This window comes from Paraherbaspirillum soli (assembly GCF_042654985.1).
GTDB lineage: Bacteria > Pseudomonadota > Gammaproteobacteria > Burkholderiales > Burkholderiaceae_D > Paraherbaspirillum > Paraherbaspirillum soli.
The window spans coordinates 263,502-275,784 of record NZ_JBHSMT010000026.1 but is presented as its reverse complement, the minus strand read 5'-3'; the positions used below and the strand labels follow the sequence as shown (position 1 = coordinate 275,784).

At 56.0% G+C, this 12,283-nt stretch carries 8 protein-coding genes; all 8 read right to left on the bottom strand.

Annotated features, from left to right (window positions below):
• Nucleotides 1-36: 36 nt before the first annotated feature.
• Nucleotides 37-303: a hypothetical protein gene (locus ACFPM8_RS15070; protein ID WP_378998419.1), complete on the bottom strand. Its 267-nt coding sequence runs from the start codon at nucleotides 301-303 to the stop codon at nucleotides 37-39.
• Between the two features lie 656 nt (nucleotides 304-959).
• Complete coding sequence (locus ACFPM8_RS15065; protein ID WP_378998417.1) at nucleotides 960-4,082, bottom strand: autotransporter family protein; 3,123 nt, start codon at nucleotides 4,080-4,082, stop codon at nucleotides 960-962.
• Nucleotides 4,083-4,448: 366 nt separating this feature from the next.
• Nucleotides 4,449-5,714: a tetratricopeptide repeat protein gene (locus ACFPM8_RS15060; protein WP_378998415.1), complete on the bottom strand. Its 1,266-nt coding sequence runs from the start codon at nucleotides 5,712-5,714 to the stop codon at nucleotides 4,449-4,451.
• An 81-nt stretch (nucleotides 5,715-5,795) separates the two neighbouring features.
• Nucleotides 5,796-6,227: an ExbD/TolR family protein gene (locus ACFPM8_RS15055; RefSeq protein ID WP_378998413.1), complete on the bottom strand. Its 432-nt coding sequence runs from the start codon at nucleotides 6,225-6,227 to the stop codon at nucleotides 5,796-5,798.
• 169 nt (nucleotides 6,228-6,396) lie between these two features.
• Nucleotides 6,397-6,822: an ExbD/TolR family protein gene (locus tag ACFPM8_RS15050; protein WP_378998688.1), complete on the bottom strand. Its 426-nt coding sequence runs from the start codon at nucleotides 6,820-6,822 to the stop codon at nucleotides 6,397-6,399.
• Between the two features lie 8 nt (nucleotides 6,823-6,830).
• Nucleotides 6,831-7,748 (bottom strand): MotA/TolQ/ExbB proton channel family protein, encoded by a 918-nt coding sequence (locus ACFPM8_RS15045; protein ID WP_378998686.1) that lies wholly within the window; start codon nucleotides 7,746-7,748, stop codon nucleotides 6,831-6,833.
• A gap of 74 nt (nucleotides 7,749-7,822) precedes the next feature.
• A complete protein-coding gene (locus tag ACFPM8_RS15040; protein WP_378998411.1) occupies nucleotides 7,823-8,476 on the bottom strand; it encodes an energy transducer TonB in 654 nt (217 codons plus the stop codon).
• A 356-nt stretch (nucleotides 8,477-8,832) separates the two neighbouring features.
• A complete protein-coding gene (locus tag ACFPM8_RS15035; protein ID WP_378998409.1) occupies nucleotides 8,833-11,550 on the bottom strand; it encodes a TonB-dependent receptor in 2,718 nt (905 codons plus the stop codon).
• Nucleotides 11,551-12,283 lie beyond the last annotated feature (733 nt).

Genomic DNA, 12,283 nt, shown 5'->3' with positions numbered 1-12,283 from the left:
GGGGACATAGTTTATGAGGCGCCGTAGCGGGCCGAATTACTGTGTCCCCGCACACGGGCTACGGAGCGCCGAGGGGTTGCTGTTGACGTTGCTGTTGAAGTTGTTGTTGAAGTTGCTGTTGAAGTTGTTGTTGAAGTTGCTGTTGAAGTTGCTGTTGAAGTTGCTGTTGACGTTGACGTTGCCTTTGACGTCGAATTCCGCATTGGGACGCTGCCAAATGGGATGACTGGCAGTCGGGAATTGTGGGAAGGCATGTTTGAGCGCAGCGAGTTTGCCTTCACACCCGGCTGACAGTTGGCCCATTTGGGGACCCGACCAACGGGAGGGCAGTGGCTTGCGGTCGCCTTTTCTTTGCTTCCTTTCTTTTGGCGAAGCAAAAGAAAGGGAGTCGCCGTCAGGGCGAAAAGCTGAGATCGCCAAGACCAGCAAACATAAAAACAACCCCTCGGCGCTCCGTAGTCCGTCACTCAGGGACACAGTAATTCGGCACGCTACGGTGCCTCTTAAACTATGTCCCCGAGTGACTAAGCAAAAGCAAGTGAATCGCCGTCAGGGCGAAAAGCTAAGTCCGCCAAGACCAATACAAACCAAAGCAACCCTCTGCACTCCGTGGTCCGTCACTCAGGGACACAGTAATTCGGCACGCTGCGGTGCCTCTTAAACTATGTCCCCGAGTGACTAAGCAAAAGAAAGGGAGTCGCCGTCAGGGCGAAAAGCTGAGTCCGCTAAGACCGACAACCGCAAAGGCAACTACAACACCTCGGCGCTCCGTAGCCCGTTAAAAGGGGTCAGAGTAATTTTCGTCAAACTGCCGACGAAAAGAAACTCTGACCCCATTTAACTATGTCGTCGCTGCATTCTGACCCCGGCGAGCTACTTTTTGGGGTCGCGGTCAGCATTGGAGATGCGGCACATCCAGCGGCGGATGAGCGCAACATCATCCGCCCTCTCGACATTTATTACCAGATCAACCGCACCCCGACCTTGCCATCGTAAGCCCGGCTATGACGGCTCCCGATCCCTTTGTCGTAGCCGACGCTGCCGAACACCGACACCGCTTGCGTGACTTGCGCAGTCACGCCGCCAGTCAACTCCAGCCAGGAACCGCCCAGGTCGGACTGGAACGACACCGGCGCCGCCGTGCTGGAAAACCCAGTCTTGGCATCGCCGCGGAATTCGTGCCACAGATTGGCCCGCAACCAAGTGGTCAGCATGCGAGCCGTGGTGCCCGAATCCAGTTCTATGCTTTTGGCGATGCGCGCGCCGACCCGAGCCGCAAGCGAATCGGCATCGGCGAAGCTGACGTCAGCGCCAACGTCGCTGGCGCTGTTCAGCTTGACCTTTTGATAGACCAATTGCGCCTGCGGCTCGATCACCAAGCCATTGCCAAACTGCAGCGGATAACCGCCCTCGACCGAGGCGGCAATGCCGACGCCGTCAGTCCTCAGACTGGGCAAGCGGCTCGATGCTGCCGACACCTCATACCAGCTGCGCTGCAAGACACCGTCCAGATACCAGCCGGCGGCACCGATATGGGTCCAGTAAGCGCCCAGCGTCGTGGTGTCGATGGTGTCCTGGCCGGCACGCATGCCGCTGACGTGCTGCACGTCGCCGTCAATCCAGCCGGTGGCGGCATAGATGCCGGCGTAGTCGCGGCTGTGGTCGGCGTGCTCGCTACGGTAGAAATCCACCCCGGCCTGCAGCGCGGAGATGTTGTAGTTGAAGCCCGGACCGCTGCTATAGATGCCGTCGCGCGCGCCGTCGTCGCTGCCGTGTTTGCCGATCGCCCGCGCCCAAGCGCCATTGCCGCTGCTGTTGCCAGCCTGGCCGCCGGGAGCGCGCAACTCGCCGACCCGCTCATGCAAGGTGTCGAGCAAGCTGCGGCCGTAGAGCAGAGACATCGACGGTATCGCGGTGTACAGCGAAACTTCCTTGCGATAGTCCGGCTGCGACATGATAGGGGTCCCATCGGCGTTGGTTGTCGGTATGCCTGGGACTTTCGGCGTACCGTCATTCACGTCGCGCGTGATAGGCGTCTGCGATTCCGAGCGCAGATACCAGCTTTGCGGAGCGCTGCTGTCCTTGCTGCCGCGGTACAGCGTGTATTCATAGGGACCGACGACCACCGGTGCGGCCAGCTTGAAGGCGCTGGCGGCGGTACTGCCGCCATTGACCGCGTCCACCACCAGGATGCCGTTGCCGCTGGTGATGGCGCCGCTGCCGCCGACGTTGTTGATCTTCACCTTCGACGAACCGCTGGCCGTGCCGCCGTCGATGACCAGCCGATCGGAAGGCGAGCCGTCTTTGCCGAGGTAAGTATTGAGCGAGATGCTGCCGTTCTGGCCGACATAATTGCCCGTCACCCGCAGCGCATTGCCGACGCCATTGCCGCCGATATTGACGAGGCCGCTGTTGATCAGATTGCCGTTGATGGTAAAGCTGCCGTTCGGCCCGGTCGCAGATGCCGCCAGAGCATTGGCAACGCTGATGGTGCCGTTGTTGGTGACGGCGCCCTTGACGCTGCCGTAACCGCCCAGGGTGCCGGTCGCCGCGATAGTGGTCGCGCCTCCGCCGGACAGCGCCGCGTTCGGATGCGCGGCGTCGCCCACTGCCAGCGTCCCGGCAGTGACCGTGGTGCCGCCGGTGTAAGTATTGTCGGCAGTCAGGGTTAATGTGCCCTGGCCGGCTTTGGTCAAGCCGCCGATGCCGCTGATGCCCTGGGCGATGTTGGAGTTGAAGCTCTGGGTGTCGATGGTGCCGCCGCCGGCATTGAGCACGATTGCGCGGCTGGCGGCAAGATCGAAGCCGCGGTTGAGCTGCAAGGTGCCGCCGTTAAAAGTCAGTCCGCCGCTTGCCGCGCCCAACACATTATCGGCCGCCACTGCGAGCGTGCCCTGATTGAGGAAGGTGCCGCCGGAATAGGTATTGTTGCCGGCAGCAGGCGCCAGCGTGAGCGTGCCGGCACCGTTTTTTTCGACGGCGCCGGTGCCGCTGATTTGTCCCGCATACGTGGCCGCATCCGCTTGCGTAAAACGCACCAGGCCGTTATCGGTGATGGTCGGCGGCAGACTCTGCGCCCGCGCCTGCAAAATACCGGGTTGCTCAACCAGTACGCTGCCGGTATAAGCCGCGTTATTCCCGCTCAAAATCAGCGTCCCCTGCGCCACTTCAGCCGCAGTCACGCCAGTGATGCTGCCGGTCAATTCCCAGGTGCCGCTGTCGTTCTTGACCAGCGTCTGGAAATTCTTGATCGCGCCCGGCATCGATTGCATGCCGGCGCCGTTCAGCGAGATGGAATTGGTACCGCCGCCGCCGTCGAACGAACCGGTGATGGTGGAGCCGGTGTAAAGATGCAAGGCGTCGTCGCCGCCCGCGAACACCAGGTCGCCGATCACCGTGCCGCGGTTGGTGAAATCGACAGCACCGTTGCCGGAGCCGCCGATCACATTGCCCGGCGCCTGGATCACGCCGGTCGCGTTGTTGATGATGGCGTTGCGGCCGGAGACGTTCTGGAACCAGATGGCCGTCGCGTGCTGGGCCTTGATGGTGCCGTCGTTAGTGATCGTGTTGCCGGTACCTTCGACGTTGATGGCCTCGGCGCTGCCTTGCGTGCCGTTCGCCAGGATCTGCGCGCCGGCATTGATCTGCAGTGTGCTGTTGTTGCCGAATTCAACCGTATTGCCGCCGGTGGCGTAGAGCCCGTTGGCGCTGACGGCCGTGCTTTGCACAATCGCGCCGTTCGACAACTTGATGGTGGCGTTATCGCCGAGCGAAATCGCGTTGGCGTCGCCCACTACAATCTGCGCGTTTGGATTGAGCGTGACGCTGGCGCCCGTCGCGCTAGCGGGGCCCTGGCCAACCGTATTGGCAAAAGGATTGGGCGCGGCCGCGTCGCAGGTGGTGATGACACCGGCTGTACTGCAGTTGGCCCACGCTGATGCCGGCACCAGCATCGCAGCCAGCAGCACCATGGCGGCAGCGGCATGGTTGCGCTCGCGGCGTTGAAATTGCGTCGTTTCGGATTGATATAAATCCGCCACCTGCAAGCGCAAAGCTCGTGTATTTCTGTTCTTATGTTCCATCTGTTCTCATTCCCTCTATGTAATCCAATGCATCGCCGTACGACGATGCATTTGCCGCTCTTTTGTGATTATTTAATGTCGGCGATTGTAAAATTGCGGCAATTCTAATGGGGAATGGTTGCCAGATGGAACTCTTTGCCGGTCAAAACAACACTTTGGCTCGATAAGTAACAACCTTTTACATTCGTGTCTGTATACGTAGTCGCTGATGGCAAGCCCATGAAAAAAGCCGCCACTTTTGCAAGTGGCGGCTTTTCGTACGGGTTTTAGAGGTGCCCGGTAGGGCGGATGAGCGCAGCGTTATCCGCCGTTTTGACACCTCAAATGGTGGATAACGCTACGCTCATCCACCCTACTTCTTTTCGCTCAATTCATCGGGTGGTTGACCAGGATCTGCCACAGGCGCGCCAAGTCCGCTACGCCATCGGCGCCTTGCACCGTTTTGAACGTTTGAATCGCATTCTCTTTCTGGCCTGCCAGCTGATAAGCAATCCCCAAATGCAATTTGGCGTCTTCGCTACGCTTGACGCCGCCTTTGCGTATGCCGTCCTGCATCAGCGCAATCCCTTTTTCAAACTGGCCGCTGGTCACCAGCGCATAGCCAAGGTTGATCTGGCCTGTGCCTTCTTTTGCCTTGGCTACCCCGGCTTCGCTTTGGGCCATGGTCTTCAGGTCGTCGGCGGCGGTTTTTGTCGCCAGGTCGCGCAAGCGCTTTTGCTTGGCGCTATCTGCGCCCGATCCCAGCAGGCCGGACTGGAAACCCTGATCCAGCGTTTTTTTCGCCTCGGCGGGAAATCCGGCATTCAACGCCAATTGCGCCATGTCCATGTAGTCGGCAGCTGATTGCAGCTGGACTGTAGCGGCTTTCAAGCGATACATATCAAGCACCAGATGCTCCGAGAAACCGGGTTTTGCCTGCACCCGATTGAGCAGATCGGCCCAGTATTCCTTCTTCGGATAATAGGTGTTCAGTTTCTCCAGCGCCGTCAGATAAGCCGCTTTGTCTTCGGTCTTGATGGCGCAGCTGATCAGCAATTTCAGGTTCATCTCGCTCGGCGTGCGGCCGGCGCTCTCATCGGCGGCCAGGTCCGATTTCAATTCACTGGCGGCGCGGGCGATATCGTTATTCAGGTAGTAGGACTGGACCAACAGGCTGCGCGTTTGCGGATCGCTGCCACTGTCCTTCAGGGAACGCGACAGCCAGGTGATGGCTTTGGGATAGTCTTTAGCTTCGTAGTACAGGCTGCCCAGTCCCTGGATAATCTTCGCTTGCTCAGGCGCCGGCAGACGGCCGGAAGCGATCACGGCTTCGAACGATTTGCCTGCCTGCGCAGTGTCACCGGCACGTGCCGCGACGGCGCCGCGCAGGCGTTCAATCGCGAAAACTTCATAGCCTGTCTTGTCGCCGACCGCGTCGGTTTCGGCGATCTTCGCCAATGCTTCTTTGTACTTTTGTTCTGTCGCCAGACCTTGCGCGGCCTGCAGCGGGGCGCCTACTTCCGCCCGCACTGTTTCGGTTGCGGCCGGGGCATCCGCGGCTGCAGCGGTAGCAATCGGCGCAATGCCGGCGGCAGTGGTGAATCCGATAGCGGCCAACAGCAGGCAAATGGGAGCAATTCGTAGCTTGGACATGATGGTTATTCTTTCAATCGAAAACGAAAATGGGCAGGCATCAAGCCTGCCCATTTTCTGGTGCGGAAAACAAATATTTACTTATTGATCCAGGTACTGCTCATTGCCGACGATACCTATCTTGGTCACGCCAAGCCGTTGCGCCGACGCCATCACGGCCGCGACCGACTTGTACTCCACCAGTTTGTTCGGCCGTATATGCACCTCGTCCTGGTTCGGCATCGCCGCCACCGCCTGCAACTTGCCTTCCAGCGCAGCCCGGCTCGGCATCGGGGTGCCGTTCCACAGGACCGTTCCGGCCGGATCAATGTCGATGACGTCGACTACCGGCGGTGTGGTTGGCTTGGACGGAGTGCTAACCGGCATATTCAACTTGATCGCATGATTCTGGATCGGAATCGTGATGATCAACATGATGATCAACACCAGCATCACGTCGATCAGCGGCGTCATGTTCATTTCCATCATTGGCTCTTGTTCGCCAGAATTGCTTGAACCGACGTTCATACCCATAGAGTGCTCCTAAAATTTGGGGGCGGAGTAATTCGGCATGCTGTGGTGCCTCTTAAACTTCGTCCCGTAATTGCTTTTCATTGCAATTTATACGTCTTGCCTGATCAGTTGGGGACAGAGTAATTCGCCGCGCTTCGGCGGCTCTTAAACTCTGTCCCACAATGAATATTTAACCGCCCCGCGCAGGCGGCTCGGTAATGAACCCGATCTTGGCGATGCCTGCCCGTTGCGCGGTCAGGATTACCTTGCCGATGGATTCATACTTCGTTTGCTGATCGCCGCGAATATGCAATTCCGGTTGCGGCACTTGCACCGAGACTTCCTTCAACTTCGCCAGCAACGCCGTGGTGTTCGGAACCAACTGCTCGTTCCAGAACATGTCGCCGTTTTTATTCACCGCCAGATTGATGTTCTCTGGCTTGGTTTTATAAGGCTCGTCGAATTCGTTAGGCAGCTTGACCGGAATGGTATGCGTCACCACCGGGATCGTGATCAGGAAGATGATCAGCAACACCAACATGACGTCCACCAGCGGCGTCGTGTTGATGGTGCTGTTCACCTCGTCTTCATCTCCATCAGGAGAGCCGAGTGCCATCCCCATGATTAGCCAATCTTCTTTTTAATGTTGGCGACTTGGCCGGCCGAGCTGGACGACATCACGCCGCTCAGCAATACCGAATGCAGGTCGGCGCTGAACGAACGGATTTCTTCCATCGCGCTCTTGTTACGACGCACCAGCCAGTTGTAGCCAAGTACCGCAGGCACAGCGACTGCCAGACCGATTGCGGTCATGATCAGCGCTTCACCGACCGGGCCGGCGACTTTGTCGATCGAAGCTTGGCCGGCGATACCGATCGCGGTCAACGCATGGTAAATACCCCAGACGGTACCGAACAGGCCGACGAACGGTGCGGTCGAACCAACAGTTGCCAGGAAAGCCAAGCCGTCTTGCAGGCGGCTTTGCACTTTTTCAACCGAGCGCTGGATCGACATGGTGACCCAGGTGTTCAGGTCGATCTGTTCCAGCAAGGCGCCGTCGTGGTGTTCGGTCGAAGTGCTACCAGTTTGAGCGATGAAGCGGTAGGCGCTGGCTGGCTTGAGGCCGGCAATGCCTGCCTCGACCGATGGCGCTTTCCAGAATGACTTCTTGGCATCTTTAGCCTGGCCCATCAATTTAACTTGTTCGATCAGTTTGGTGATGATGATGTACCAGCTGCCCATCGACATCAGGACCAGGATGATCAAGGTGCCACGTGCCACGAAGTCGCCGCCCTTCCACAGCGCATCCAGGCCGTAAGGATTGTCGACGGTTTCCTTGGCTGCTGGTGCAGGTGGTGGGGCTGGGGTGGCTGTGATGTCTGCCGCCGGTGCGCTGCTGTCAGCGGCTTTTGGCGCGTCGGCAGATGCGGATGCGGAAGCTGCTGCCGAAGCTGGTGTCTGGGCGCCTGCGATCGGGGCTGCGATGGTCGCTGCGGAGATCAGCAAGGCTGCAATGAAAGCGGAAAAACGGTTACTAGTGATAGACATACATGCTCCAAATTTTTATAAATTAGATTGCTGGGATATTAGATAGAAGAGTGGTTTCTAGGATCTGCTTATTCCAGCTTCCAGGCGTACTGCATTTTTGTCCAAGACTGCTCGGGTTTGCCATCGGTCGTCGCAGGCTTGAATTTGCAAAGACTCAAGCCGGCTTGTGCCGCCCGGTCGAGGTCTCTGAAACCACTGGATTTTTCTACCTTGGAGTCGACCACGGTGCCATCGACGCCAATCAAAAACGCCAGCGTTACAGTGCCTTCTTCTTCATTGCGTAATGAAGTTCTTGGATACTCCGGTTTTTCACAACCCCGCGCATCTACCACGGCGGCGGTATGCGACGGCGCTGCCGGTGCTGCCGGAGCAGTTGGGGCAACGGTTGTAGGTAAATCATTGGTTGCCGGTTTGACATTAGAGACCGCTGCAATCACGTTTTCCTGCGGCTGCTGCTGAACCTTGACCTCTGGCGGAGGCACGAACGGCGGCGGCGGCGCCATAGACTTAGGCGGCGGCGGTACTGGCTTGTCCGGCGGTGGCGGCGGTGGCGGTTTGAATTCTTCGATGATCTTGGTCTCGACCGGTTGTTGTATGACTTCAACAACTTTACGGGCAAGTCCGGTCATCAGTGCATAAACGATAAATACATGCAGAAGAACCACCACGCTGATACCAACAAAATTCTTGGAGGGGTTCTTCCCATCCTGCGTGAAATCCATGCCTCTTTCCTCCAATCCAACATTATTCAAATGCCAAAAAGTCCGCAATTTGATTTGATGAGTAAATTACTAGCCGACGACGATCCCGCAAAAACTGCTTGAATCATGCAGCAACTACCCTGCCGCATGATTCAAACTGAGATGAATGACTTGGGTTCCTTTTATTAGCATTCAAACAAAGGAGCTCCCGTACATCATCATTAATTAATGCGTGGTCGTGAATCCTACATCAATCGGCGATAAAACAGCAGGACATTATTACCTCAGCAGTGCAATCCGAAAAGCTAAAACCACCTGTAAAAAATCCCAGGTGGCCCAGTTACGGTAAATAGCTTCAACCGATCAGATCCTGTTTGTTAGAAGAACTGATAGTTGGCACGGACGAAGAACGCACGGCCGATTGGATCGGTGTAACGCGCATCGTAACCATACTGGAAGTTATCGGTCACGTTACTAGCTGGCGGATCGGTATTGAACAGATTCTTGATACCTGCAGTCAAGCTCAGGTTCTTGAAACCGGTGTAAGTACCGGACAGGTTGTAGCGTGTGTACGAAGCAACCTGGTGCTCTTTGTACGCAGCCGCAACGGTTTTGCTGTTTTGATCCCTATACCCAGTGGTGAAGGATTGCTGCAACACTGCGCTCCATGGACCTTTGCTCCAGTTCAGCGTAGCGGTGTGACGCCAGCGAGCAACTACACCGCCGGCATTGCCGACACCGCCTGCATACACGGCCAGGTTGTTCTTGTATTCGCCGCCGCGCTCCGCCTGGTAGTCATACTGGGTGACGTAAGTGCCATCCAGCGCCAAGCCAAAGTTACCCCATGCAGTCTTCGGCAGACGCCATGCGAAGCCCAGGTCGAAACCTTGCGTGTGAACGTTACCCAGGTTGACGTTGGTGTCCGTGATGTAGTCCAGGGTGCCATCTGGCTTACGCACAAAGTTTTCTGCGTACTTGACTGGATTGCCAAAAATATCCGACGCAGGCACGACGGAAATCTGGTTCTTGATTTTGATGTTCCAGTAGTCAACAGAAACCATCACGTCCTTGACCGGCTCAAACACCGTGCCCAGCGAAAACGAGGTGGATTTCTCCGGTTCCAGTTTCTTGTTGCCGCCGCCCAGTCTGAGGAACTGCTGTTCACAGTCGCGCGCTGAAACACCGTTCGGGGCAACCTTTCCACCTGGGCACAACACTGGGTCGTTAAATTGGCTGGCAGTAAAGGTTTTCGAATTTGGATCATTCATTTCGTACAGGCTTGGCGCACGGAAGCCGGTGCTGTACGAAGTGCGGAACATCAGATCCTTGGCAGGCTGCCAGCGTAATGCGACCTTAGGATTAACCGTGTTGCCGACATCGCTGTAGTGGTCGCCGCGCAACGCAACTTGCGCTTCCAGCGACTTGACGATAGGTATGCTCAACTCGGTAAACAAGGCGCCGATATTGCGACTGCCTTCGGACGACTTGGCATCCTTGGAACCGGTACTATCGGAGAGATCGGCCAGCGCATGATTGACGTTGAAATTGGCGGTTTCACGGCGGAATTCACCGCCAAAAGCGAAACCGAGCGAACCCGCCGACCATCGTGCCAGTTCACGGCTGGCGGTAAAGTCGGCTGCCGCTACCGTTGTTTTGGCATCCTCATAAGTGCCAAGAACCTGCGCATTTTTCAGATAAGCTGTGCCAGCCGCGTTCTGTTCGCCGAATGGATTGATGATGCCATTCAACAATCCAGCCCGGACCGAATCATTGTTCAGATAACCGCCGAGCAATGTATCGCGCGCCTTGCTTATCGAGTAAGACAGGCCGGTCTTGTAATCCCAGCCAGCCAGCGTGCCATCCAGGCTCAACAGCAAACGGTCGGTGCTGTTTTTGGATTCACTTTGACGCCCACCAAAATCCGCCGAACGATAGCTCAGCGACAGAGGGCCGCCGCTCAAACCGGCTACGCCTGGTGTAATGCCATTGCCAGGGTAATAAGGGCTATTTTTCCCGATCAGGTAATCGGTCTTGGGGTCGCCTGATTGGTCACCGGCGAAAACGTCGCCCGCAACTTGCGTCTTGACCTTGCTCTCAGCGTGCAGAACTTCAACCGATGCCTGATTATCGGCATTCAACTTGAAAGTCCCTTTGCCGATCAGCGCGATATCTTCGGTCTTCGGCACAATGCCGATAGTCGCCTGGCTGTTGAAGCGGCAAGTGCCGTCGCCTTTAGGGAAAGCGTTTGGAGAAGTAGTATTGCAACCGGTAGCGGCATAAGGATTGCCGGCAGTCTTAGACCCAAAATCATAATAATTGGCCGGCCAGGAATTGCCGCTGCCGGTATTCAGGCCCACGCCAGGGTTCCGCCCGCCAAAACTGGCGAAGCTACGATCGCTGGCTTTGACTGCATTCTGGCTGTGATAATCGATCACGCCGAAGAAGTTGTAGCCGTCCTTGTCCAGATCGCCGTGGCCGCCCGACAGGTTGAAACGCTTTTCAGCGCCGCCCTTTTGCTCCGGCGCGATGCCTTCGGCGCTCAGGTTGAGGCCGGTATAGGAACGTTTGGTAATGAAGTTGATCACGCCGCCGATCGCGTCGGTACCGTAAATCGCCGATGCGCCATCGCGCAGAACTTCGACCCGATCCAGCGCTGCAATCGGGATCACATTCAAGTCGACCGCAGAACCGTCAAATGCGCTATTGGCCAAACGACGGCCGTTCAGCAGCACCAGTGTCTTGCTGGAACCCAGGCCGCGCAAATCAGCGGCTGCGCCAACTGTCTTACCGGCGCCAACATTCGATGAGGTATTGAATTGCGTCTGGTTGCCCGCGATATTGGACATGACCTCGGCCGCTGTGGTCGATCCCGTTTTGGCGAAATCGTCGGCCTTGATGACTGTGATGGGCGAAGAGCCTTGGGCAGCAACCCGCTTAATCGATGAGCCGGTAATTTCGACTCGTTGCAACTTTGGTGCGTCATCCGTTTTTGTCTCCTGCGCCTGCACCGAGTGGGCCATCAAACCCAGCCCAACAGCTACGCCGCTTGAAAACATCAGTCTCAGCGAACGTGGCAGTCCCCGTTCTTTCATCATAACCAAACTCCCTGTGGGTAAAAGTTAGAGTTGAAATTTAAATTTTTGTAATTTTCAAACAATATTTATTAATCGCCTTCTGAGCGATGCGTCAAAAATCTTTTGTATTCAACGACCAGAAAGCAGATTTTCTTCCGCGTGTAAAACCAATGTAAAACGGGTCTCTCAGCGATTTCCAATTGGTAATTGGCAATCAATAAAATATCCGCCGGCCAGACACAAGCAATAAATATGCCACATGATGTAATGCAGCTAAAATAGTGTATCTCAAAAAAATAAAAACAACATTTATTTTCAACAACATCGTTAAATCTGTTGCTTATATGCACAAAAAATAATTTCACATATTCTCATATATAAAAGAAGTTATATGGTTTTTATTGAAACATAAGAACTTTTACAAACAGATAGCCGATAAATACTCACAAAAAAAAGCATGAAAATAAGTGGAAAGATACGGAACCTAAGACGATTTTAATGATCGTGCATTGCACCAATATGGGTCGCAAGCCGTGTCGCAGCAGCAACAGTCCCAAGCAATCCGTCCAAAGTGGTGCGCGAGGCATCCGAGGATCTCGGAGCATGGCTCAGACACCAGAATGACATTCGATAACACCATTGAAGATGGGACGGAAATCCGATTCCCGAGGCTCTACTGAGCAACAACCTCTCCCACTGCAAACGCACTCCAGCATCGAAAAAAGCATTCAAGGGATTTCCTGAGCCTTCCTAC

Bases quoted from the DNA above. Each gene is read 5' to 3' on its own strand.
- ACFPM8_RS15065 (WP_378998417.1), bottom strand. From the start codon at position 4,082: ATGGAACATAAGAACAGAAATACACGAGCTTTGCGCTTGCAGGTGGCG.
- ACFPM8_RS15060 (WP_378998415.1), bottom strand. From the start codon at position 5,714: ATGTCCAAGCTACGAATTGCTCCCATTTGCCTGCTGTTGGCCGCTATC.
- ACFPM8_RS15040 (WP_378998411.1), bottom strand. From the start codon at position 8,476: ATGGATTTCACGCAGGATGGGAAGAACCCCTCCAAGAATTTTGTTGGT.
- ACFPM8_RS15050 (WP_378998688.1), bottom strand. From the start codon at position 6,822: ATGGCACTCGGCTCTCCTGATGGAGATGAAGACGAGGTGAACAGCACC.
- ACFPM8_RS15070 (WP_378998419.1), bottom strand. From the start codon at position 303: ATGGGCCAACTGTCAGCCGGGTGTGAAGGCAAACTCGCTGCGCTCAAA.
- ACFPM8_RS15035 (WP_378998409.1), bottom strand. From the start codon at position 11,550: ATGATGAAAGAACGGGGACTGCCACGTTCGCTGAGACTGATGTTTTCA.
- ACFPM8_RS15055 (WP_378998413.1), bottom strand. From the start codon at position 6,227: ATGGGTATGAACGTCGGTTCAAGCAATTCTGGCGAACAAGAGCCAATG.